The sequence below is a fragment of the Vibrio sp. Vb0667 genome, from assembly GCF_033391095.1.
Map to the genome: position 1 here is coordinate 1 of NZ_JAWPOL010000005.1, position 25299 is coordinate 25299.

Consider the following 25299-nt stretch of genomic DNA (forward strand, 5'->3'; position numbering starts at 1 on the left):
GTTGCTAGGAATAACATAATTCGCTTCATTACTTTTCTCCGAGGAAGCTTATCGTTTTTTTAAAACGGATTGTTATAAGGAACAAATGGTAATCGCTATAAAAGCCAATTCCGTTGATTTTCATGTTCCGTACGTTATAGATATAGTCTATCCGCGATAAAAACAAGGTTAAGCAATAAATTGCAACATTTGTTTTCGGGACTGAAATATTTGATTCAAGCGATTTCAAAACATACTTTGGTAGGAGCTGGAACCTCCGTTCATATACATTTATCAAAATGATAAAATAAGCTCTGAGCTACCCATCATCTATTGATAGATGATCTTGGTGTTAAATCTATCACCTCTTCGCAACTTAGCTAGAAATTTTTTAATAGACCAAAAACAGTACGTTAGCTCTGCTATAGACTTTGGTCTTATTGTGCGGCCACATGGACATGCTAAATTCGAATGAGATGAACAAAACAGAGCCACTCTAAGTACATTGCAAAAAGTGCATTGGGTGAGCTCAAAAACTCCATGTATTGAGGGAAAAACCATGGTAGAAACTAACGACTATCAAATGGCTATTGATTTACTGCGTTGTCACCTAGGCATCTCAGAGGACGAGGCAAAGCAACAACTTGGTATTTCAACCGATCATCATATGTCTCAGCGTGTTGCTGAAACACAACAAGCATTGATGGGGCTCAGCCAAGATAAGTAATCTGACTTTTTAGGTTACACCAACAAGAAAGGGCTGCATTGCGCAGCCCTTTGGGTTTTTTAGTCTTTTATCCTAAACACCATTAGTCAGTGTTTAGCAACGGCTCTACATTAATGTACTTGCCCAACTCTTTGCGTTTAGCACTTGGAATATATGGAATTTCCCCAAGCTTAGGTGCATCGATACGTGCTTCTAGCATCTCGATAATGTCAGCGTAGTGCTCTGTGCCAGGGTTGACGCGGTTTGCCACCCAGCCAACAAGATTCAAACCATCCGCTTTAATACTCTCCGCTGTGAGTAAAGCGTGGCTCAAACAGCCTAATTTAATGCCAACCACCAGTACAACAGGTAACTGCTCTTCTTTTACCCATGTAGATAAACAGTCCGTATCGGATACTGGCACACGCCAGCCTCCAGCACCTTCAACGAGAACAACATCGGCTTGCTGCTTATGTTGAGCCAGTTTTTGACTCAGAACATCGTAGCTTATTTCGACATGTTCATGCTTCGCTGCAATGTGGGGAGAAGCAGGCAACTCTAAAGCGTATGGGTTCACATCATCATAGGCCACATCGAGTGTTGCGGCGTCTTGTAAGTGTAAAGCATCAGAGTTACGCCATCCGGCTTCAGTCTTGTCACTCCCTGCTGCCACTGGCTTATAACCAATAGTGTTTAGTCCTTTTGCAGCGATCGCTTGCAAAATGGCTTTAGACGCTACCGTCTTTCCAACATCAGTATCCGTACCAGCAATAAAAAAAGCATCAATCATAGATGTATTACTCCAAAACAAACCTGATAACTTGCAGGTAGAAGACCTTGATCGTTTTTAAACGCTTGGTACGCATGCTCAACTTTTAACAAAGTCTCGCGACTAGTTAAACCGTGTGAGCGCCCGCTTACGTGATTTGCACCTATACCTTTGAGGTCACGCATAACTGAAAATGCAGAGTCGTACCAAACTGTGATGGTGGTCAAGTCTAGTTGATGGCTGTCACATCGAGATTGCGCTAACGCAATTTTTACCTGATTGAGCGTTAGAAAGTTATTGACGTGTTGATATGCATCAATTTTTTCCCATGATGCACGCAGCTCATACAGTGATCCATCAACCAGTGTAGAGAACCACGCTTTCCCACCATTTTTTAGCACGCGGCGCACTTCTTTTAGTGGGTAACTTAAATCTGTACACCATTGCAGCGCTAAACTTGAAAACACGTAATCGAAGCTATCATCGTCAAATGGTAAGTTTTCAGCATCAGCAACTTGGTAATGCATTCGTACTGCACCACAACGCTGCTCTGCTTTATCTAACATGGCTTGAGAGATATCGCCGCAGACTACTTCCGCACCGCGTTGTTGAAGTAGTTGGGAGAAATAACCCGTGCCACAACCTAAATCCAATACACGTTTTCGCGTCAAGTTTTCAGGAAGTTTATCAAGCAGCTGATGCCCGACATCACGTTGAAAAGCCGCATGTTTATCGTATGTTTCTGCTGCTTTACCAAACGAAGAGGCAATCGCGTCTTTATCTTGATGGAAACTCTCTAACGCGAGCGTTTGCGCTAATGCGGTAGTTGCATTATCCATTACAGCGCTCCTAATGCTTGCTTCAATGCGATTGAAAGCGTTTTAACTTGTTCATTAGTGTGATTGGCAGTGAGTGTGATTCGAAGACGAGACGTTCCTTTAGGCACCGTCGGAGGGCGAATAGCAGTCACCCAAATACCGTTTTGGCGACAAGCACCTGCTACTCGCAAAGCCAATTCAGATTCACCAATCAAAAAGGGCTTAATCGAAGTTTGAGTCTCAACAAACCCCTCAAGGTCGCTAAGGCTATCTCGATACACTTCACTAAGCTCAGAGAGCTTTTCACGTCGCCAAGACTGCTCTTGAACCATAGAAACCGCATGCGTGAGCGCGTAGGCTTGTGCCGGAGGCATCGCTGTGGAATACACATGGTGACGAGCAAACTGAGTCAAAAAGTCTCCCGTTGCGTGGTCACATAAAATAGCCGCGCCAGACATACCAAACGCTTTGCCGAAAGTAACGATCAGTATCTCGGGTTTAACCGTTGCCAACTCGCAAGAACCACCACCGGATTGACCAAGAACGCCAATACCATGAGCGTCATCGACAGCAAACCAAGCATCATGACTACGAGTGACTTCAGCTATATCGCTAAGCGGCGCACAGTCGCCGTCCATGCTGAATACCCCTTCAGTCACAACTAGATGGTTGTCTTCGCTATTAATCAGCGACTTTAGGTGCTCGATGTCATTGTGTTTGAAGCGCTTCATCTTAGCTGGTGACAACGCCCCCGCTTCCATCAGTGAGGCATGGTTCAAACGGTCTTGGATCAATACGTCTGATTTTTCCAACAAGGTGAACAACAAGGCTTGATTAGCACTGAATCCAGAACCAAACAGAATTGCTCTGTCGTAACCCAACCATTCGGTCAGTGCGGCTTCTAAATTGCTGTGCGCGGCACTAAAGCCAGTCACCATCGGTGATGCTCCACTGCCACTACCATATACGCTTAAACCTTGCTGCCAAGCCCGAACAAGCGCTTGGTCATTAGCCAATCCCAAATAATCATTACTTGAGAAATTAATGTAGCGTCTACCTTCGTGTTCCAAAACGGACTGGTTACCGGCAAACACCACATTCATAGAACGATTCAACCCTTGCGTTTTACGCTCAGCAAGGGCGGACTCGATACGAGATTTAAACGCTGGCATCGTAGAAAAGGTCGTCTTTTGTCGGACGGGCAGCAACGCGCTCTACGACGCGATCGAGTAACTCGTTTTCTTCGATTTCATCAGGCTTTTGAGACACCTCTTGGCTGTTAATACCGAGCTTATTGAACAGCATCATGTCCTTATCTTCAGAAGGATTTGGAGTCGTCAGAAGTTTGCAGCCATAGAAGACTGAGTTTGCACCCGCCATAAAACACAGCGCTTGCATTTGTTCGTTCATGTTTTCACGGCCAGCCGATAGACGAACCGCTGATTGAGGCATCATGATGCGCGCAATCGCAATCAAGCGAATGAAATCGAATGGCTCAACATCGTCCACCTCTTCCAGTGGTGTGCCTTTCACCTTCACGAGCATGTTGATTGGCACACTTTCAGGATGCACTGGCAAGTTAGCTAATTCAACCAACAAACCTGCTCGGTCGTTAGCACTTTCACCCATACCGATGATGCCACCGGAACAGATCTTCATGCCAGCATCACGAACATGAGACAAAGTATCTAAACGGTCTTGATAAGTACGTGTGGTAATGATGTTGCCGTAAAATTCAGGAGACGTATCTAGGTTGTGGTTGTAGTAATCCAAACCTGCGGTTGCCAGTTGTTTTGCTTGATCTGGTGTCAACATGCCTAATGTCATACACGTTTCTAAACCCATGCCCTTCACGCCTTTGATCATGTCGGTCAAATGCGGCATGTCACGCTCTTTTGGATTTTTCCATGCTGCGCCCATACAGAATCGAGTAGAACCAGCATTTTTGGCTTTTTGCGCAGCATCGAGTACGCGTTCTACTTCCATCAGACGCTCTTTCTCGATGTCTGTGGTGTAACGAGCACTCTGAGGACAGTACTTACAATCTTCTGGACAAGCACCTGTCTTAATCGACAGAAGCGTGCTTACTTGAACATGGTTGGTTTGTTGATATTGACGATGTACAAGCTGCGCTTCGAATAGGAGATCCATGAATGGTTTTTCCATGAGATCGCGCACTTCAGCATGCGTCCAGTTATGACGAACTTCCACGTGTATTCCTTTAGTCACTTTTGTTGTTGTGTTGACAGTCTACTGAGTCTCGATAAACTGTCAACACAACGCAAAAGATCAAAGTTTACACCTGTCTGTTTTTTAACCTCAATTATTATTGGAATCGCACATGGATCTCGCCTTCGACCGCCAGCATATCTGGCATCCTTACACTTCGACATTGACACCTCTGACCTGCTACCCAGTGGCATCGGCAAATGGTGTTCATATTAAATTGGAAGACGGTACTGAGCTGGTCGATGGCATGTCTTCTTGGTGGTCGACGATCCACGGCTACAACCATCCGCATTTAAATCAAGCCGCTCACCAGCAAATCGATCAGGTCTCTCACGTGATGTTTGGCGGGATTACCCACCAGCCAGCAATCAGTTTGTGTAAGAAGCTATTGTCCCTTGCACCAAATAACCTTGAACATGTATTCCTTGCCGATTCAGGCTCCGTTGCCGTAGAAGTCAGCTTAAAAATGGCACTGCAATATTGGCATGCAAAAGGCGAACGCCGACCGAAGTTTCTTACTTTGCGACACGGTTATCACGGCGACACCTTTGCGGCTATGTCGGTTACCGATCCTGATAACTCAATGCACTCTCTTTACAAAGGCTTTTTGCCTGAGCATATCTTTGCGGAGTCAGCAACTTGTGGTTATTGGGATGAATGGAAGCCAGAGGACCTTACCGACTTCGAGCACAAGATTGAAACGCACCATGAAGAACTTGCTGCGGTGATCCTAGAACCTATTGTTCAAGGCGCAGGCGGCATGCGCATCTACCATCCAGAATTTCTCAAAGGCGTGCGTAGGCTTTGCGACAAATACGGCTTGTTATTGATTGCAGATGAGATCGCTACCGGATTTGGTCGTACCGGTAAGTTGTTTGCCTGCGAACATGCAGACATTCAACCAGACATTCTGTGTGTCGGGAAAGCACTCACTGGCGGCTACATGACCCTCTCTGCGACCCTGGCGAGCAAACACGTAGCAGACACCGTTTGTGGTGGTGATGCAGGCTGTTTTATGCACGGTCCAACCTTTATGGGGAATCCACTCGCCTGTGCTGTTGCCACCGCAAGTTTGGAATTGATTGAGCAAGGTAATTGGCAGCAACAAACCCAACAAATTGAAACGCTGTTTTCTGAGTTACTACCAAAACTTGAAGAATACGAGTTGGTGAAAAACACCCGTTGGCTAGGTGCCATTGGCGTAGTGGAGACGCATCGCCCTGTGAATATGGAAACCATCCAAGCCTTGTTTGTTGAACACGGAGTTTGGATTCGTCCATTTGGCAAACTGATTTATATGATGCCGCCGTTCATCAGCAAGCCGGAAGATATTGAGAAGCTAGTTAACGCGATTGATGCGGCGTTGCAACGTAAAGACTGCTTCGCTTCATAGTCCAATTCAATACGAAAACGGTTTGAGTATGAGACTCAAACCGTCTCATTATTTATTAGAACAGTAAAGTTATCGGAGTTGACTGTCTTTACTCGCTCGTCGATTGAACAATGCTTGGCGTTGAGACACCAATTCGATTGTTGACTGACATTCGATACACAAACGAACGCCTTTCATAGCAAAACGACGTGCTTCGGGATCTCATCACCACACTCATCGCAATAATGGGCGCTTTCACCCCTTGTGATACTGCCACGAACACGGGAAATCTCGTCGTCTATTGTGTTTTGAATTTGTTGGCTGACGCTATCGTCATTTGCCCACCCTACGGCCATAAGCCCTCCTCGTTACTTGAATGAGAAAATCTACTTACCGTGGTAAGGTGGATGATTATATCGATTACAAATAACAAGATAATTAGGGTAAATTCGAAAACACTATTGCAGCTTAGTAATAATCAATTTTCACTCGACGCAGATAACAAAAAACCCAGCACTAAGGCTGGGTTTTGGTGTTCTAGTGGTTAATGAATTAACCGATGTGCGTTGCGCCCGCCATGTACTTCTGAAGTACTGTAGGGATTGCAATGCGGCCGTCTGCTTCTTGGTTGTTTTCTAGGATAGCAACCATTGTACGACCTACAGCAAGACCAGAACCGTTTAGCGTGTGTACAAGCTCAGGTTTCTTCTCGCCTTTACGACGGAAACGTGCTTGCATACGACGAGCTTGGAAATCCCACATGTTAGAACATGAAGAAATTTCACGGTAAGTTTCTTGAGCAGGAACCCAAACTTCTAGGTCGTAAGTCTTACGAGCGCCGAAGCCCATGTCACCTGTACATAGAACCACTTTACGGTAAGGAAGCTCTAGAAGTTGTAGAACTTTCTCAGCGTGACCTGTTAGCTCTTCTAGTGCGTTCATTGAATCTTCTGGCTTAGTGATTTGTACTAGCTCAACTTTGTCGAACTGGTGCATACGAATCAAACCACGAGTATCACGACCGTAAGAACCTGCTTCTGAACGGAAACATGGCGTGTGAGCTGTCATCTTAATTGGTAGATCCGCTTCGTCAGAAATCGTGTCACGAACTAGGTTCGTTACAGGTACTTCTGCAGTAGGGATTAGAGACAGTTTACGTGGCTCTTCGTCGTTTACTTTTTCTACTAGCGGCTCAGTGTGGAAAAGATCTTTACCAAACTTAGGAAGCTGACCAGTACCGAATAGGCTGTCAGAGTTTACTAGGTAAGGTACGTACATTTCTGTGTAGCCGTGCTCTTCAGTGTGAAGATCCAGCATGAACTGAGCGATTGCACGGTGTAGACGAGCAAATTGGCCTTTCATCACGATGAAACGTGCGCCAGTGATCTTAACTGCACTTGCGAAGTCTAGACCGTCGCCCATTTCGCCTAGGTCAACGTGATCTTTCAGTTCGAAGTCGTAAGACTTTGGCTCACCCCAACGAGAGATTTCAACGTTGTCGTTTTCATCTTTGCCATCTGGCACTTCATCTGCTGGGATGTTTGGTACAGAAAGCGTGAATTCGTCTAGTTGAGCCATTACTTGCTCAAGTTCAACTTTCTTCGCATCAAGATCGCTACCTAGCGTACCGATTTGTTTCTTGATCTCTTCTGCGCCTTCTTTGTCGCCAGCCGCCATTTTTTGGCCGATTTGCTTGGAGATGGAGTTACGCGTGGATTGTAAATTTTCTACTTCTACTTGAATGGACTTACGTTGTTCTTCAAGTTTACGAATAGTATCTACGTCTAGCTTAAAGCCACGACGCGCCAGTTTAGCAGCTGTTTCATCCAGCTCTGTACGAAGTAATTTAGAATCCAGCATTGTTAATCCTATGCTTTTTGTTGTGAAATCACGCGCACTTTCCAAGCGTACGCGTTAAAAAAATTTACTAAACAAATGTATCCAAAAACGCCTACTTTTCATAGCGCTTTTGTGGGCTATTTGCGTCTAAAGTAGCCAAGTAATCTAACTTTTCGCCGATTTTGGTCTCCAGACCACGATTTGTCGGCTGATAGTACCTACGATCGCCCATTTCAGGCGGCAAATATTGCTCACCTGCTGCGTAAGCACCAGGCTCATCGTGAGCATAACGATACTCAGCCCCATAACCCATGTCTTTCATCAAACTGGTTGGCGCATTTCGAAGGTGATGCGGCACTTCATATTCAGGTAAGTTATGAGCGTCCGCTAGCGCTTGTTTCCACGCCACGTAAACAGCATTACTTTTTGGCGCACATGCTAAGTACACGATCGCCTGTGCAATCGCACGTTCACCTTCTGCTGGGCCAACGCGTGTAAAACAGTCCCACGCGGAGAGTGCCACTTGCATGGCTCTAGGGTCCGCATTGCCGACATCTTCTGATGCTATCGCAAGTAATCGACGGGCAATATAAAGAGGATCACAACCCGCAGCAATCATACGTGCAGCCCAGTAAAGCGCCGCATCTGGGTTAGAGCCACGAATGGATTTGTGGACCGCAGAGATTAAGTCATACCAGATATCACCTTTGTTATCGAAGCGAGAGACTTTCTCCCCTGCCACTTCAGCCAGCAACTTAAGCGTGATCTCTTTTTCACCTTGCGCATTGTCTTCTGCCATGTCGTAGAGCAGCTCAAGATAATTGAGAGACATGCGAGCATCACCGTTTACCAGTTCTGCTAGGCGGTCTAATACGTTATCAGCGAAGTGTGCGGGTGTATTGCCCAAGCCACGCTCTTTGTCACTGATCGCTTGATTCAGCGCCAGTGAGATTTCATCTTTATCGAGAGACGTTAGCTTGTAGACACGTGCACGTGACAGCAATGCGTTGTTTAACTCAAACGACGGGTTTTCTGTCGTCGCACCAATAAAGGTAACCGTGCCATCTTCGATATGCGGTAAAAACGCGTCTTGTTGAGATTTGTTGAAGCGATGCACCTCATCCACAAATAAGATGGTGCGGCGGCCCGCCATTTTGTTCTCACGTGCTTTCTCGATTGCTGCACGGATTTCTTTCACACCAGACGTTACGGCAGACACACGCTCTACTTCAGCATTGGCGTAGTTTGCAGCCACTTCCGCTAATGTCGTTTTGCCTGTGCCTGGTGGTCCCCAAAGGATCATAGAGTGAATGTGACCCGCCTCTAGCGCACGGCGCAGTGGCTTACCAGGGCCTAAAATGTGCTGCTGTCCAATGTATTGCTCGATTGTTTCCGGTCTCATACGAGCAGCAAGGGGACGAAAATCTTCGTCCCCCGAGAAATCTAATGTGTAATTACTCACTACCAATTAATTCCTTTGGTCATCCACTTCCACACCTTTTGGAATTGTGAATGTGAATCTGTCTGCTTTTGGTTTACCCAGCTTCACGTTGTTAAAGGTGAACAAACCTTTTTGGCCGTCTTGCTCAACCACATTGAAGCCTTTCACGACACCTTTGGCATCAATATTAATCTGGAATTGACCTTGTGTGGAGTCTACTGCAGTAGGAATGAGAGTGAACTGGTCACCTTTTTGAGATATTTTGTAGTTATTCCAATCACTTGCTCGGTTACGCGTTAGCAAAACAAATGGCGTTTGCTCTGTTGCTTGCTCTTGCCAGTAGATGCTCACTTGCTCGATGAATGGGCTGTAGTACCACAATGTCTTACCGTCAGAGACCAATAGGTTCTCATCAGGGAATGTTGTACTCCAACGGAACAGGCTTGGCCGAGCGATTTCAACCGTACCTTCTCCTTCCATAACCGTTTCGCCTTCAGGGCTGATAACCTGCTGAGAGAAATCCGCACTAAAGCCATCATTCATAGAAAGGCGTTTGTTTAATTCATCTTTAGGAGATGCTGCGTGTGCAGTAGAAAAGAGGGAAAAGCTTAAAACAAGCGCAGAGAAAAGTTTCGCTGAAAATAGTTTTTTCATTCAGATACCTATTATTAGAACCACTCACCTCAGTTGGACTGAGGTGAGTAAAACAAGTTCATTAATCTTTTGGTGGCGCAGGTGCCAGTACTTCACGGTTACCGTTATGACCCGGAGCACTTACGATGCCCTGCGCTTCAAGCTGCTCTACAATACGGGCGGCACGGTTGTAACCTATCTTAAATCGGCGCTGAACACCGGAAACCGAACCTCGACGTGATTGAACCACGTGCTCAACAACTTGATCGAAGAGCGGGTCTACATCTTCATCCGCTTCCATTTGCTCACCTGGCAATAGACTTTCTGGAGTTTGATCTCCACTGATGATCTCTTCAATATAGTTCGGTTTACCACGCGCTTTCCAGTTGTTTACAACAGCATGAACATCATCATCTGATGCAAATGCACCGTGAACACGAGTTGTATGACTAGATCCCGGCGGTAGATACAACATATCACCCATACCAAGTAGTGATTCTGCGCCGCCTTGATCTAGGATTGTACGAGAGTCCGTTTTAGTCGATACCGTAAACGCAACACGAGTTGGAATGTTCGCTTTAATTAGACCGGTAATAACGTCAACCGATGGACGCTGAGTCGCAAGAATTAAGTGAATACCTGCCGCACGCGCTTTTTGCGCCAAGCGAGCAATCAGTTCTTCAACTTTCTTACCTACCACCATCATCAGGTCAGCAAATTCGTCAACAACAACGACGATGTAAGGCAGCTTTTCTAGCAATGGCGGTTCAGTATCCATGCTGTCGCCTTCTTGCCAGAACGGGTCATGGATTGGGTGGCCCGCTTCTGCTGCCATCTTCAATTTTTCGTTGAAGCCCTTCACATTACGTACACCTAATGCCGACATCAATTTGTAACGACGTTCCATCTCGCCCACACACCAACGCAGAGCATTTGATGCGTCTTTCATATCAGTCACAACTTCAGAAAGAAGATGAGGGATACCTTCATAAATAGAAAGCTCTAGCATTTTCGGGTCAATCATGATGAAGCGTACATCTTCTGGACCTGCTTTATACAGCATGCTCAAAATCATCACGTTCACACCCACCGACTTACCAGAACCTGTTGTACCTGCTACTAACACGTGAGGCATCTTCGCAAGATCTGCCACCACAGCTTCGCCCGCAATGTCTTGACCTAGCACAACCGTTGTTGGTGACGTTGCTTGCTCAAACTGAGGGCTACTGATGACATCAGATAAATAGACCGTCTGACGACTCATGTTTGGCAGTTCCAAACCGATGTAAGGCTTGCCAGGGATTACTTCCACAACACGTACCGCCATCGCAGACAATGCACGCGCTAAGTCAGTTGAAAGACCAGAAATACGACTTACTTTCACCCCTGGCGCCAAATCAAGCTCAAAACGAGTGATCACTGGACCAGGATAAATACCAACCACATCGGCTTTGATTTTGTAGTCAGCGAGTTTGCTCTCTACCAATCGAGCGACCTGCTCTAGCGCATCACGGTCGATAAAGTTTTCACGTTTTTCTGGATGATAAAGCAACTCGAGCGTTGGGAGTGGCTCTTCCGGAACTGGCAAGTTTTCTTCTTTCTGTACCAAAAATGGGTTCTGTGTTGCAGCGACTTTGGCTTGCGCATTGGAAACCATATCTTGGAATGCGGTAACATCTTGGTCGTTGTCTTGGACCTCTTCCACCTCCACTTTTTGAGGTGCAGGTTCAAATGTTGTTGAAGGTGTTGCAACTTGCTGATGAGGCGTTGTTGGCTGTGCTTGCTGTGCAGGCTGAGATTCCACTTCGTCTTCATCATCTAACACATCAAAGTCAGAGATCGTAGGCTCAATATGTTGGCTCGATTCTGTTTGCGCCGTGATGCTATCTAATACAGCAGAATCAATTGCAGGCTCTTCATGTACAGGATGCTCAATACTTGGCGGCTGTACTTGCTCTGCTTCAAATTGTTCGTACTCCGCATAATCTGGTTCAACACTGATCGGTTCTTCTGTAGCTGTATGTGGCTCTACATAGGAAGAGTAAGTGTCTGCAAATGATGGTGCTGCCTGTTCTTCAGTTCCCCAGTCATCTGCTTGTTGCGCCGCTGCTTCAAGCTCTTCTATCGTAACATTCAGTTGCTTGGTGCGTTCCAAGAGCGGATCAACGTTATCAGTGTTAACCGTATGGATAGGTTGTATTTGAGGCTCAGGTTCAGAATAAACTGGCGCAGCATTAACCGTAGCCTTGCGTTGTGGTGGCGTCGGTTCTACCATCGCCTGTTCCGCAGGCTTATCAGGTTTCGCTTGCGGCATATAAATAGGATACTCATGCGCTGGCGCCGGCTCTTTCGGTTCATCGACATCGTACGCCGTTAAATGAGGAAGCGGCTCATCATCAATTTCATGGTCTACATTGTGTTTAGGCGTAGAGACTTTGTCTTCTACAAACTCATCAAGCTGAGGTTCTAAAACTTCCTGCTCTGAACCTCTTGCCTTATTTGCAAGCGCGGCAATTAGTGCTAACGCACGATCACCAAGCCATTCCACGATGTTAAGCCATGAGATGCCAGTGAAGAGCGTAAAGCCCGCTCCCCACAAGAACAGCAATACCAATGTGGTACCGAGTACATTCAATGTAGGTAAAGCGAGGCTAGACAACACATCCCCGACCACACCTCCGGATGAAAAATACCAAATGTCATCAAAATTAATATCGGCAAGACCGCAACTGGTCATAATAAGGACGACCAGACCGAGCAGCCTTGTACCCCATAGCATGAAATCAATGGGCTCATCTTCTCCTCGTTTACGGCAAATCACCCATGCAGCCGCCGCTAGCAAGAAAGGGATTGGGTAAGCGAGAGAGCCAAATGTGAAGAATAGAGTATCGGCTAGCCAAGCGCCGAAAAGGCCACCAGCATTATCGATATCCCCTCCCCATGCGGTTTGGGACCAAGAAGGATCGGCCGGACTGAAGGTAAATAGTGCAACCGCAAGCAATACCGAGCTAAGAACGCCAACGATAAAGCAGCACTCTTTTAAGCGTTGGAAGCCATTTAAGCGTGAAGACTGGGGCTCTTCACTGGTTTTGATAATGGTTTCGACTTTCTTTGCGTTCTCTTTGAACATAAATCAACTTGAATATGGAAATGAAATAGGAAATTGCAAAACATTCCGAGCGGCATCAAGCCGCTCGGTAAATTGATTTAACCATATCAAGGAGAAAAACCCAATTACTCTCTGGCGAAAGCGGAAGCATATACCGCTTTCTTTGCAAGAAATTAACGAGTTTTGATCACAAGCTGGTTAGATTGTTTCACTTCTTCCATAACAACGTATGTGCGAGTGTCATTTACGCCAGGTAGACGTAGTAACGTATCGCCCAATAGTCGGCGGTAAGCACCCATATCTGATACACGGGTTTTAAGAAGATAGTCAAAGTCACCTGAAACAAGATGACACTCTTGTATGTCGTCTAGCTTTTGAACAGCTGAGTTAAACTGCTCAAACACATCCGGCGCACCACGGTTTAGCGTAATCTCAACGAATACTAATAGTGATGCATCCAGGAACTGCGGATTCAATAATGCAGTATACCCTGTGATATAACCCTGACGCTCTAAGCGACGTACACGCTCCAAACATGGCGTTGGAGAAAGTCCCACACGTTTTGAAAGCTCAACGTTTGAAATACGACCGTCTTTCTGCAGCTCATTAAGAATGTTGCGGTCGATACGGTCTAGTTCCTTGGACGGCTTTTTATAGTTGTCTGCCATTTTTTATTCCACCTTATTACTTCCTTGCAAAAAAATATACTACAACTTTTTAATATTTGGTGCCAAATTTTACAAATCTATAACTATACTAGTTATTAATTCGACAATAACACCCTACTAACAGTTAATACAACCATTATAGAAAGAGGATACAGGATGATCATTGGCGTACCTAAGGAAATCAAGAATCACGAATATCGTGTTGGTATGATCCCAGCTAGCGTGAGAGAACTCATCTCACATGGTCACCAAGTTTTAGTTGAGACCAATGCAGGTGCCGGCATTGGTTTTTCAGACGATGATTACATCGCTGTCGGCGCATCCATTCTCCCTCATGCTGCTGACGTATTTGCGCAAGCAGACATGATTGTAAAAGTAAAAGAACCCCAAGCAGTAGAGAGAGCAATGCTCCGCGAAGGGCAAATTTTATTTACTTATTTACACCTAGCACCAGATTTTCCACAAACTGATGAGCTAATCAAGAGCAAAGCTGTCTGTATAGCCTATGAGACTGTAACAGATAATATGGGTCGTTTGCCACTGTTAGCACCAATGTCAGAAGTGGCAGGTCGGATGTCTATCCAAGCTGGCGCGCAAACGTTGGAAAAATCGCACGGCGGTCGTGGTCTACTCCTAGGCGGCGTACCTGGTGTTGAACCTGCAAAAGTCGTTATCGTTGGTGGTGGCGTTGTTGGTGCAAACGCTGCTCGTATGGCGGTTGGCCTTCGCGCTGACGTCACTATTCTAGACCGTAACGTAGACACACTTCGTAAGCTTGACGAAGAATTCCAAGGTCGCGCAAAAGTGGTTTATTCTACTGAAGACGCTATCGAGAAGCATGTTCTAGAAGCGGACCTGGTTATCGGTGCCGTTCTAATTCCTGGCGCAGCAGCACCTAAACTGGTCACTAAAGAGCACATTGCTAAGATGAAGCCTGGTGCAGCAGTGGTTGACGTGGCAATTGACCAAGGCGGTTGTTTCGAAACTTCACACGCGACAACTCACGCAGATCCAACTTACATCGTTGATGAAGTGGTTCACTACTGTGTAGCAAATATGCCTGGCGCAGTTGCTCGCACTTCAACATTTGCACTCAACAACGCTACACTTCCATACATCGTGAAGTTAGCAAATAAAGGCTACCGCGAAGCACTTCTAGAAGATAAAGGCTTCCTTGAAGGTCTAAACGTTATTCACGGAAAAGTAACGTGTAAAGAAGTAGCAGAAAGCTTTGACTTGGAATACGTTGAACCAACTCAAGCTATCGCTATGTTTAATTAATGACAAAATAAAACATAACTTGTCACGTTTTGTTTACAAAAGCCCACTCATAAGTGGGCTTTTTCATATAGAGCGTTTGGCTATAAAGAATAACTAAATCTTATATGCACAAATTAAAATATTTCTAGGCGTGACCGATTTAGGGCAAAACTCTGACAATCTAACACGGTAACCACGTTCTTCAAGATAAAGCACTTTGTCTAATGCGAGCCAGATCTCCAACGGACGTTGAAAAACAAGTTGCACTAAGCTCATTCTCTCCATTTGCCAGAAGCGTTGTTCGCTTAACTTTTCAAAATGAGAGAAATCGATTTCTTGAGGAAGAACAATGCCTTTTTGCTCCGCTGCCCAGCGACATAAGGCTTCAAAACCATCACTTAATTGCGACTTACGGATACTCGGCACAGGCTGATACTCTGCCATTCCCAAAGCTTGTCGCGTGATCAAATCAAACCCAAGACGAAACATCATTTCCTGCTGACGATGACGACGCACGCGCTCTCCTCCCGTCACCGTTTGTTGTAATGGGATACGCAGTTCTTGCTTAGACAATGAGAGAGAAGAAGCCCTGCCCGATTCCGACATCGGCTGGTATTGTTCCGACTGAATCAAGTGGTAACAACAAGGTGATATGGTCATCGCAGCAATCCCATTTTCACTGCCGTACTGCATTAGACGAACGTGAAGGTCACCGCATGCATGCAGTGCTACTGCGTGTTGCGTTGGCTTAAACACGGCTTTCGCTTTGCTATCAAACGCGTCGCCTTGAATAAACGTCATCTTCCAATGATGTTCATTGGCTGCTTGTTGCCCCGAATCGCACAGTGCTTGTTGGTATTCAAAGCTGGTTACAGGCTGATCGGTTTGCGTGGTCAGGATTCGCCCCAAGTAACCTTTACCTGAGCACCATTCTAGCCATTCTTCGCCACAGTGTTGTTGAATTGCAGCTTCACCCATCGAGCTAATTTGCTCCAACTTACGTCCCGGAATACCGTTATCTAAACCACGAGCGAGTTCCAAGCCGTTTAACGACAAAAGCTCTAAATGAGTCAGTTCTGCGAGTTGTTCAAGCTCAGGCAAAAACGGACTAAGTGCTTTTAACGCGAGTTCTGGTGCTGCTTTGTATTCTTCGATTTGAGAGGGAGTAAGAGACGCTAGCCATTGGCACAGTCGAGGATGTTGCTCCTGCCAAGGTAATGATGTGTGAATACTGCTTTTAAAAGGCTCGAATCGCCACAAAGATTGGTTTTCGATTAAGCAGTCATTAATAAACTGAAATTGCGTTTTCATAGCTCCCCCTACAACGAGCGCATTGTAGAGGGAATCGAAACATCAATGAAGTGTTATCTGACCGGAAGATCGATGTCTTTAAACATCTCTTCGATTTCTGCATTAGACTTCAACGAAATCGCCTGCTCAACCACTGGACGCGTTAAGTGCGGTGCAAAACGCTCCATAAAATCGAACATGTAAGAGCGTAAGAATGTACCACGGCGGAAGCCGATGCTCGTGGTGCTCGCGCCAAACAAATGGCTCGCATCTATTGCAATCAAGTCACCGTCCTGCTCTTCATCCACAGCCATGCTTGCAATCACACCCACACCAATACCCATACGAACGTAAGTTTTAATGACGTCTGCATCAGTTGCCGTGAACACCACTCGCGGGGTTAAACCTTCGCGGTTGAATGCTGTATCCAGCTCTGAACGGCCAGTAAAACCGAACACGTAAGTGACTAATGGGTAAGCGGCAAGATCACTGATCGTTACTTTGTCTTTCTTCGCTAGTGGGTGGTCTTTAGGCACAACTATTGAACGATTCCAGTGATAACAAGGCAACATGATGGCATCTTGATATAAGTGAAGCGCTTCTGTCGCAATCGCAAAATTCGCTGTGCCTTTAGCTATCGCCTCAGACATTTGTGACGGTGTACCTTGGTGCATGTGTAACGACACTTTTGGATAACGAGAAGTAAAACCTTTGATGACATCTGGCAGTGCATAACGAGCCTGCGTATGTGTCGTGGTGATATTCAGCGTCCCCATTTCTGGATGGGTGTGCTCTCCAGCCACCGCTTTGATACTTTCTACACGAGCGAGAATTTCTTGAGAGATACGTACAATTTCTTCTCCAGCTGGCGTCACTTGCGTTAAGTGCTTACCGCTACGTTCAAAAATCTGAATGCCTAACTCGTCTTCCAGCAACCGAACCTGTTTACTGATACCTGGCTGAGAGGTATATAAGCTTTCCGCCGTTGCAGATACATTCAGATTATGGTTTACAACCTCAACAATATACTTCAGCTGCTGCAGTTTCATCGTAATCCCTTACTTATTCATGAGAGAGTTTATTGGCCACTCAAGCGAGCGATATAATAATTAGTTATAACGCGTTCAAATCGAAATGAACAGCAATTTCTAACTTATACCTCAATCACATACTAATAATCTTCAAGCAAGAAACAATATGCACAAAGTTGAGCCAATAAATGACCGAAGTTCTATGATGTGACTTCTATCAGTAACTAAAACGTGGGAGAGACAAAATAATCAAACAAATAAGGTGCCGAGTAAGATAAGATTCATGTATTCTTTAACGCTAGCCGCAGAAAAGTAAAGCAGACGCAAAGATATGAATATTGGTTTAATAATCGCTTTGGTAGCCATCCTACTGGTGTTAATCCTAGGCTATAACATTATGTTGCAATATAAGGTTAAAGTTGAAACCGCAAAAAGGCAGGAATCAGCGCGATATGTAGCCTTGATAGATGGTACTGAAGAGTTGATTGGTCATGCGCACCATATCCCTTTTAGTAAAGAGCTGTTGCTGTGTCTAAACAATCGTATTCTTGACGCGCTAGAGAGCATGCATGAGCTGGACCCGAAGAACAAGCAACTTGCTCAACGTATCGAAAATATGAACCAGCAGATTACGCAGCTAAAAGAGAATGGTCCTACTGGCGAGAGTACCACTTTCAAGATGCCGAGTAGTGATAAACAAGCTATCGTCATGCTTAAGCTGGTTAAACGACTTCGCGACACTATCCGTAACGAGCACAACAAAGGCCGATTGGATACCCAGACTTACGTCACCGAAAATGCGCGCTTGGAAACGATGCAAATTCGCATCAACATTGAAAATGTCATCAAAAGAGCAAACGACTCTATCGCTCGTGGCCAACCAGGCACCGCGCTTCAACTGCTGCGTAAAGGTATCGATGCTTTGAGCACTAAGAGCGATCCTTATTCTATTCAAGCGAAACAAAAGCTTGAAGAGATGTTAGGTGACTTAGATAAAAAGCGCCAAGATAAAAGCGATGCCGAAATGCAGCAGATTGCTGACAAAGAGCGTGACAATGACATGGAAGCTCTCTTCGGCGAGAAGAAAAAGTGGTAACATTCACTTCAGGTCAAAAAAGGCTGCAATTGCAGCCTTTTTTCTATCCGCAAGACAACGGATATGCCCAATAAAAATGTGAAGTACTAAAACTAAAATGATGAATCTAGACGCCTATCAAGATCTTCTTGCTCCCATTAACCAATTTCTGCGATGCAGTACACCTGATGAATGGGTAGAGGAAGCAAAGAAACCAGAGAACCTTCAAACCATTTTGTTAGACCACCTACTGTGCGAACTAAAAGCTGGCCAATCTGCCATGTTTTTAATTCGTAAGTATGCCGTTGACCAATCCAGTTCACATGCTCTACTTGACTGGTTTAAGCCCTACGAAGATTTTGCTTACCGTAACGTAGGCTCATTGGAAACTTTAAAAGGCAAGAGCAATATTTCTAAGTCAATCATGGCTAAGTCCGACTCACCATACAGCCAAGATTTGATCGATAAGATGGTGCTTTTGATAAAAGAGGAGTTACACCACTTTTATCAAGTTTTAGAGATCATGGAAAGTCGTGGAATTGAGTACAAAAATATTCCAGCAAGTCGTTATGCTAAAGGACTGATTTCGCATATGAAGACTCATGAGCCGGAAACGCTGATCGATAAACTCATCATTGGTGCGTACATCGAAGCCCGATCTTGTGAGCGTTTTGCCAAACTAGCACCACATATGGATGACGATATCGCAAAGTTCTACATTTCTTTATTACGTTCAGAAGCACGCCATTACCAGGATTATCTTGTATTAGCGGAGCAAATCGCAGGCAAAGATATCAGCGAGCGCATCGCCTACTTTGGACGTATAGAGGCAGATTTAATTTCTACGCCAGATACAGATTTTAAGTTTCACAGTGGTATTCCAGCCTAGCGAACATATTCTCCCAAGGTTGAGCATACTCTGAACTTATATAGACAGAGAATAAATAAGCCGGACATTTCGTCCGGCTTATTTATTGTAGCAATGAGGTTAGGAATAAAGCTGAAACACAACAACTAGAGCTGGAATGAACCCATTCGAGTTTTCAAGTTGTGCGCTAGGCTACTAATCTGCTGACAAGCCACAGCCGTTTGTGTAGCTCCCTCAGCCATCTCTGTTGAAGCACTATTAATATGCTCCACGCTGCGATTCAGCTCTTCGGATACAGAATTCTGCTCACTGCACGCCGTTGCGATTTGTGTGCTCATTTGCGCTATGTTATCGACAGAATGTTCAATTTCTTTTATCTGGCTATCAGTATCATTAACTTGCTCAACACACTGAGAAATACCCTCCTGACAATCACGGCTTGAATGCCCTATTTTACTGCTGCTCTCTTGTAGTTGATTAACAATTTCCACAATTTGTGAAGTGGAGTCTTGAGTGCGTTGCGCCAGAGAACGAACCTCATCTGCCACAACAGCAAACCCACGTCCTTGTTCACCAGCCCGAGCGGCTTCAATTGCGGCGTTCAGTGCTAACAAGTTTGTTTGCTCGGCAATCCCGCGGATCACATCTACGACCACATTGATATTGTTTGAGCTCGATTCAAGCTCACGTGCCAGTTCATCTGATTCTTGGATCGTATGTGATACACGCTCAATTACTGCGATAGTTTGTTGTAACGTCACCGTTCCTTGCTTTGCCACTTCCGCAGCCGAATAAGCAGAGGTTGCGCCAACTTCGGTATTTTGTGCCACTTCACTTACAGCAGCTTGCATTTCTGTCATCGCAGAAGCCACCGAGCTAAGTTCAATTTGTTGATTTTGCATACCAGAAGCGGTCTGAGAAGAAATAGCACTCACTTCCTCTACTGCTGCCGTTAGCTGAATCGTTGAGTCATTAATCTCAGAAACCAACGAATGTAAGTTTGTTTGCATACCGACAAGCTCTTTGAGCAGCGTTCCTAACTCGTCTTTGCTCAATTCGCTTTCGTCGATTTGATTATTCAATTGACCCTTGGCGATTTTGGAAGCGAATTCCAGTGCTCGATCAACAGGCCCGCAGATGACTCGAGAAAGCAACATGGCAGACATTACCATGACCAATGCGACGACGAGCGCACCAACAGCAGCGCTGTATTGTGTAAATGCCGCTTCACTTTGTACTTCTTCACCAATCAAATTCACCAACTCATCGTTCAACGCGAGGGTATCATCCAAGCTGCTCAACGCTTTTGAGTAGGTATCGAAACTCGATAAAATCACATCATTTGCACTTTCAGCATCACCTTGGCTTAGCAGTGCGTTGTAAGTCTTCGTTTCTTTGATGTATTGATTCCAAGTTTCTTTAAAAACGCTAAAAGACTGCGTTTCACGCTTATTAAGGTCGAGCTTTTCGTATTCTGCAATACCAGCCTGCACATCAGAACGCCATTGGTCGAGGCCTTTTAACCACTCACCAATTTTGGGGTGATTTGCGTTTGGCAATAAAGAGAACTCATCTTTACGCACTTTAGTAATATCAACTTGGATACCTTTCAAAATCGCAACAGAAGGTAAACTTTTATCTGTTAACACTGAGATGTCTTTATTCAGTGTTAACAAACCTTGCACCAACATTACTGACACTAAACCAAACACGGCAAAAACGGTTAAATAACTAACCGATATTTTCTTTACGACACTTAAGTCTTTAATACGCATGCACTTTCTCCCCGCAGCCTTTCCAAACCTCTCACTTAAGTGAAAGCTTAACCTCTAAAACACACTGTTTTTGCGCTCGATATCATTGAACGCTCTTATATACATCGGCTTGAGAGATCAAATCTTGACCAGTAATTGATAGTTTTATCACATGCTATTTTAGAGATAGGCTCGTATGCTCCGTATTGTGTCTACATCTTTTCATGAGCGCTTCTCGGCGCAGATCCAAGATCTCATCGATGAGCTTTTCTTTCGCGTTTATCCCAAAATGCTGGGCATAATTTTTTACTTTTGCTATCTCATTAGGCTGCAAGCGGTACACCTCTTTCTTTAAACGCGCTTCTGCTTCACTTCTAATCAGACCTTGCTCTTGTAACAATTTAATGATGGTTTCATCAGTTGGATTTACTGCTCTAGCCATGGTGCTCCATCTATCAATTTGAGTTCTAGCCATATGGCTAGATGAATGACGCCGCACAACTTATAGAGCAAAGATGACAGCTTGATTGCAGTGAATGCAATTCGTTGACTGTTGGTATTATTTTCCACCGCTTCAACGGCAACACACTCAATACCTCCACCCTCACCATTGAATAAAGATCACATTCTGATAACAATTTTCAGCACTGACTTAGATGTCATCCATATTTAACGTGCAAGTAACATTTATAAACAAGAATGATTGCTCTAGTTCAAATGATGGAAAAATAAGATGAAATTTTCGCAGTGGAGCCTTTTAGTAAGTAGCTTGATAGCGTTACCCAGCATTGCAGATACCGACGTTTACCTAACGAATAACTCTGATCAACCGTTAACTATTCAAGTAAAACATGAAGGCAGTGATTTGCTTCAATACGGAGACGAGTGGCAACAACATGTGCAGGTACTTGGTCCGTGGGAAACTAAATCTGTATTAAGCTTCAACCGCTGGGAGGGCGTGAAATCAAATCAAACTTACCGTTTTGAAACTGTGGTTTCTAGCCCCGAAGGTGAAAGCATAACACTCAATCAAATAATGGAAGGCCATTGGTACAATTCGACCATTGAATATGGCTTATCCGCAGCCGATGTCGAGTTATCTCTCAAAGATGATCGTAACATTCATCGTGCCAACACTAACGCTTTTGGTACGAGAGAAACCGAACTGGCATTTAAGTCAGACAGTACCGCTCGATATGATGATCTTTACTACACCATCACGCCAAGCAAGGTAGCGGAGTCTGTCGACAACGAAGAACAAAACCTTAAGTTGATGACTTATAACATCTGGGCGTTGACGGCTATTGCATCGCACATTGGAGATCGTTACGAACTGATTCCTCAACATGTAAAAGGTTACGATGTTTTGGCGCTGCAAGAGGTGTTTGCCAGCGGCCGTGAAGCATTCTTACGTGAGTTAGCCAAGGAATATCCTTACCAAACAAAGATGTTAGATAAAGAAGGCGTTAATATTCATGATGGTGGCGTAATCATAGTTAGTCGCTACCCTATCGTGAATGAAGCGCAATATGTCTTTCCCGATTGCTCTGGTACAGACTGCTTTGCCGATAAAGGCGTAAATTATGCGGAAATAATTAAAGGTGGTCAGGCTTACCATGTGTTTGCTACCCATACCGCATCTTTCGATACAGACACCGCCCGTGAGTATCGTCAGCGCCAGTTCAAACAAATCCGCGCACTCGCCCAATCTCTTGACATTCCTTCGAGCGAAACTGTGGTATACAGCGGCGACTTTAACGTAAACAAAAGAAAGTTCCCTGGTGACTACCAACAAATGATCGCTAACTTAAGTGCCATAGAGCCTCACTACTCTGGTTACACGGAGTCAACCTTTGATCCCCGTATCAATAACTTCGCAGGTGAAGCGTTATCAGGTGGCGAAAACGTGGAATACCTTGACTATGTTATGGTGAGTAGTGAATACGGGGTGAAATCATTCAATGACAACCGTGTAGACGTGCCGCGCACAACCGCAGAGAGTTTATGGAAACACTATAACCTTTCTGACCATTTCCCAGTAAGCGCAACAATCAAGCCATGAAGAAAATCGCTTTGATAATCATGTCCGCCATTATGGCGGGCATGATATTTTTAACTTTCAGTCACGATGTTCAAAAAGAAGAGCTCGCTTCCTCTCCTTCCCCTAAGACAAAAAATCAGAGTGTCTCCAGTACATCACCACAAACAAGCAGCATCGTGCCCGATACAGATACTTCACCACAAACAGCTAAGCTCCCTTCCACAGTTCAAATAACGACTGAGCGATTAACTCAACTCAAAGGCAGGAAACTTGTCGCCCAACTTGAGACGTTTTGGCAAGAGTGTATGTTGAACCGTAGTTGTGAAGAGCAGGTCGCCTTGTTTGAGGCGCATTTATCTTCAGCTCGATTCCAGCTTTTGGCGAACTACCCTCAGCTCAGCAGCCAATGGCAAGAGAGTGTAGGAAATTTGTTATTTGATGAGCAGCAATCACTGGCGTCGCGTATTGCACAGCTGAAGAACGAAGCAAGACGCATCTGGGGAGAATTGGCTGATGTTGTTTTCGCGGATGAGTTCGCGCTGTACGATTTCAACTTAGAAGCCCAAAAGCTGGACACTCAAAGCCCAGATAACTTTTTGCGAGCTTTCGAGCAACTCACCATTGACTGGCAAGAACATGCAGGTGCTATCGGGCTAACAAGCGACCAGGAAAAATATGAGCGTGCGGTCACCCTGATTCCTAATAGTATAAGCCTACCAGATCGCTTGGCGCTCATCGCAGAGCTAGAACGAACTTACTTAACGAAAGAAGAAAGTAAAAACATTCATGCTCGTCAGCAGCAAATTACAGAGCAAAAAAAACGAGTCAAAGATTATCAACAAGCATTACAGCAACTTGAGTCCAAACTAAGAACGCAAAGAGCCTCTAGCCATTCACATTTGTCAGAACCGGAATGGCAAAGCTATTACCAACAAGAAGTCGCGGATTTTCGTCGTGAATTTTTTTCTTCTTAATAATGCGCTTTGACTGACTGGGAACTTAAAAAGGCACGTTGCTAACCAGCCGTCGTGCCTTATGTTCAACTCTCTACTTTTAATTCAGAACAAATTTAAACCAAATACATCTTTCACATCAAATAGCACTTTTTCGGTTTTCTCGCGAGAACGCTCACTACCTTGTTTTAAAATATCAATCAGCTGCGCTTTATCATTCAAATACATAGCGCGCTTTTCTCGAATAGGGCGAAGCATCTCTTGTAAGCATTCTTCTAACACTTTCTTGGTCAAACCATCACCTAATCCACCTCGCCGATAATGGTCTTTTAGCTGTTCGACATAATTTTTATCAGGATGAAAAGCATCGAGGTAGATGAATACAATATTCCCTTCGACTTGGCCAGGGTCCTCAATTTTCAGATGATTGGGATCGGTATACATAGATTTCACTGCCGCGGAAATCTCCTTTTCGGAGGCGCCTAAGTTGATTGCGTTCCCCATGCTTTTAGACATCTTATTTTTACCGTCAGTACTCGGCAAACGAGGTGCATCGCTAAGTAATGGACGGCATTCTCTAAGAACCTCTTTTCCACCCAGATGGTTTATTTTTCTCACGATTTCATTAGTTTGCTCTAACATCGGCAGTTGGTCATCACCCACTGGTACTAGCGTCGCATGAAACCCCGTAATATCAGCAGCTTGAGAAATTGGATACGTTAAAAAGCCTGCGGGAATAGAGCGTTCAAAACCTTTACTCTGAATCTCATTTTTAACCGTAGGGTTTCGCTCTAATCGTGCGATAGAAACAAGATTACTGTAATACATTGTCAACTCGGCTAACGCTGGAATTTGAGACTGCAACGTGATCGTAGTTTGAGCGGGGTTGATACCAACAGCCAAATAATCTGCAACGACATTGAGAATATTAGAGGATACCTTTGATGGATTATGCGCGTTATCCGTCAACCCTTGCATGTCCGCGACCAAGATCGTTTGCTCGTGCTCCGTTTGCAATTTGACTCGTTGTTGCAATGAACCAATATAGTGCCCTAGGTGTAATGGACCTGTTGCTCGATCTCCGGTAAGTATAATTTCACGCTGAGATGTATTTTTATGGGTATTCATATTTGTCTCCAAGTATTTAATAGATCGCTACTGGAGATAAAAAGATCAAACACTCTTAGCTACCATCCAGCAGCTTAAGAATGTAAGTATTCCGCGCCGCTCTATTTAGAGCGCCACCAAGAGAAGGTTGTTAATGAAGGGCGAACGTGTATTTTCATGTTTTTTAAACTAACAGCACACACCGCAGAACTCAATCTGTTTTGTACTGAATTAGTGTGAGTGTTCCAACAGCCAATTAAGAGGATTACATTGGTAAAGACATCGCAATGACCAAAACCGCACCAAATACCGAACCAGAGACAAACGCACACAGTACAGTTTTGTTGTGTTTCCTTT

At 44.8% G+C, this 25299-nt stretch carries 21 protein-coding genes and 1 pseudogene; 7 read left to right on the plus strand and 15 right to left on the minus strand.

Translation table 11 applies throughout. From position 1 onward, the window contains the following. The first annotated feature begins 502 nt into the window (after positions 1-502). Positions 503-706 (plus strand): hypothetical protein, encoded by a 204-nt coding sequence (locus tag R8269_RS08050; protein ID WP_054575128.1) that lies wholly within the window; start codon positions 503-505, stop codon positions 704-706. A gap of 82 nt (positions 707-788) precedes the next feature. Here R8269_RS08050 and bioD read toward each other — a convergent pair whose 3' ends face one another. The 4 genes from bioD to bioB are packed head-to-tail and all read right to left on the minus strand — an operon-like array spanning position 789 to position 4483. Further along, positions 789-1475: a dethiobiotin synthase gene (gene bioD / locus R8269_RS08055; RefSeq protein WP_005378217.1), complete on the minus strand. Its 687-nt coding sequence runs from the start codon at positions 1473-1475 to the stop codon at positions 789-791. Next, the gene (bioC, locus tag R8269_RS08060) at positions 1472-2293 is read right to left on the minus strand and encodes a malonyl-ACP O-methyltransferase BioC (RefSeq protein WP_053307453.1); all 822 of its coding nucleotides are present in this window, start codon (positions 2291-2293) and stop codon (positions 1472-1474) included. The genes bioD and bioC overlap by 4 nt, the downstream gene beginning before the upstream one ends. Continuing rightward, positions 2293-3444: an 8-amino-7-oxononanoate synthase gene (gene bioF / locus R8269_RS08065; protein WP_017821706.1), complete on the minus strand. Its 1152-nt coding sequence runs from the start codon at positions 3442-3444 to the stop codon at positions 2293-2295. The genes bioC and bioF overlap by 1 nt, the downstream gene beginning before the upstream one ends. After that, positions 3431-4483, minus strand: a complete 1053-nt coding sequence (bioB, locus tag R8269_RS08070; RefSeq protein ID WP_005378222.1) for a biotin synthase BioB — start codon at positions 4481-4483, stop codon at positions 3431-3433. Before bioB ends, bioF begins: the two co-directional genes overlap by 14 nt. 130 nt (positions 4484-4613) lie before the next feature. On the opposite strand from bioB, the gene bioA reads away from it, so the two are divergent. Next, entirely contained in the window at positions 4614-5894 is a 1281-nt protein-coding gene (gene bioA, locus R8269_RS08075; RefSeq protein ID WP_017821705.1) for an adenosylmethionine--8-amino-7-oxononanoate transaminase, read from the plus strand. A gap of 69 nt (positions 5895-5963) precedes the next feature. Here the strand turns inward: bioA and R8269_RS08080 are convergent. From R8269_RS08080 to lrp, 6 genes and pseudogenes are all read right to left on the minus strand, one after another. Continuing rightward, positions 5964-6229, minus strand: a pseudogene (locus tag R8269_RS08080) (DksA/TraR family C4-type zinc finger protein). A gap of 196 nt (positions 6230-6425) precedes the next feature. Beyond that, positions 6426-7733 carry a serine--tRNA ligase gene (gene serS, locus R8269_RS08085; RefSeq protein WP_005437179.1) on the minus strand — a complete coding sequence of 436 codons (1308 nt, stop codon included), beginning with the start codon at positions 7731-7733 and terminating at the stop codon, positions 6426-6428. Positions 7734-7824: 91 nt separating this feature from the next. Further along, positions 7825-9180, minus strand: a complete 1356-nt coding sequence (locus tag R8269_RS08090; protein WP_017821702.1) for a replication-associated recombination protein A — start codon at positions 9178-9180, stop codon at positions 7825-7827. Next, positions 9181-9807, minus strand: coding sequence for an outer membrane lipoprotein chaperone LolA (lolA, locus tag R8269_RS08095; protein WP_005388103.1), 627 nt, complete (start codon positions 9805-9807; stop codon positions 9181-9183). A gap of 61 nt (positions 9808-9868) precedes the next feature. Next, positions 9869-12916, minus strand: coding sequence for a DNA translocase FtsK 4TM domain-containing protein (locus tag R8269_RS08100; RefSeq protein WP_025766892.1), 3048 nt, complete (start codon positions 12914-12916; stop codon positions 9869-9871). A 152-nt stretch (positions 12917-13068) separates the two neighbouring features. After that, positions 13069-13563 carry a leucine-responsive transcriptional regulator Lrp gene (lrp, locus tag R8269_RS08105; protein WP_005378234.1) on the minus strand — a complete coding sequence of 165 codons (495 nt, stop codon included), beginning with the start codon at positions 13561-13563 and terminating at the stop codon, positions 13069-13071. Positions 13564-13719: 156 nt separating this feature from the next. On the opposite strand from lrp, the gene ald reads away from it, so the two are divergent. Beyond that, positions 13720-14844, plus strand: coding sequence for an alanine dehydrogenase (gene ald, locus R8269_RS08110; protein ID WP_005378241.1), 1125 nt, complete (start codon positions 13720-13722; stop codon positions 14842-14844). Positions 14845-14937: 93 nt separating this feature from the next. Here ald and R8269_RS08115 read toward each other — a convergent pair whose 3' ends face one another. Continuing rightward, entirely contained in the window at positions 14938-16134 is a 1197-nt protein-coding gene (locus tag R8269_RS08115; RefSeq protein ID WP_158156125.1) for a methyltransferase, read from the minus strand. 53 nt (positions 16135-16187) lie between these two features. Then, a complete protein-coding gene (gene cysB, locus R8269_RS08120) occupies positions 16188-17162 on the minus strand; it encodes an HTH-type transcriptional regulator CysB (protein WP_005378244.1) in 975 nt (324 codons plus the stop codon). A 313-nt stretch (positions 17163-17475) separates the two neighbouring features. Here cysB and R8269_RS08125 point away from each other — a divergent pair, with 313 nt between their 5' ends. Together R8269_RS08125 and miaE are read left to right on the plus strand one after the other, a co-directional pair. Further along, on the plus strand, positions 17476-18240 hold the full coding sequence (locus R8269_RS08125) for a DNA repair protein (RefSeq protein ID WP_215810629.1): 765 nt from the start codon (positions 17476-17478) through the stop codon (positions 18238-18240). 97 nt (positions 18241-18337) lie between these two features. Further along, positions 18338-19108, plus strand: a complete 771-nt coding sequence (miaE, locus tag R8269_RS08130; protein ID WP_017634952.1) for a tRNA isopentenyl-2-thiomethyl-A-37 hydroxylase MiaE — start codon at positions 18338-18340, stop codon at positions 19106-19108. A 125-nt stretch (positions 19109-19233) separates the two neighbouring features. Here miaE and R8269_RS08135 read toward each other — a convergent pair whose 3' ends face one another. Continuing rightward, entirely contained in the window at positions 19234-20862 is a 1629-nt protein-coding gene (locus R8269_RS08135; RefSeq protein ID WP_215810630.1) for a methyl-accepting chemotaxis protein, read from the minus strand. Positions 20863-21016: 154 nt separating this feature from the next. After that, complete coding sequence (locus R8269_RS08140) at positions 21017-21283, minus strand: hypothetical protein (RefSeq protein ID WP_005388970.1); 267 nt, start codon at positions 21281-21283, stop codon at positions 21017-21019. A gap of 291 nt (positions 21284-21574) precedes the next feature. On the opposite strand from R8269_RS08140, the gene R8269_RS08145 reads away from it, so the two are divergent. Continuing rightward, a complete protein-coding gene (locus tag R8269_RS08145; protein WP_215810631.1) occupies positions 21575-22903 on the plus strand; it encodes a sphingomyelin phosphodiesterase in 1329 nt (442 codons plus the stop codon). Further along, positions 22900-23856 (plus strand): hypothetical protein, encoded by a 957-nt coding sequence (locus tag R8269_RS08150; RefSeq protein WP_054575121.1) that lies wholly within the window; start codon positions 22900-22902, stop codon positions 23854-23856. The genes R8269_RS08145 and R8269_RS08150 overlap by 4 nt, the downstream gene beginning before the upstream one ends. Positions 23857-23940: 84 nt before the next feature. Here R8269_RS08150 and trpS read toward each other — a convergent pair whose 3' ends face one another. Then, positions 23941-24963: a tryptophan--tRNA ligase gene (trpS, locus tag R8269_RS08155; protein WP_005378260.1), complete on the minus strand. Its 1023-nt coding sequence runs from the start codon at positions 24961-24963 to the stop codon at positions 23941-23943. Positions 24964-25299: the final 336 nt, after the last annotated feature.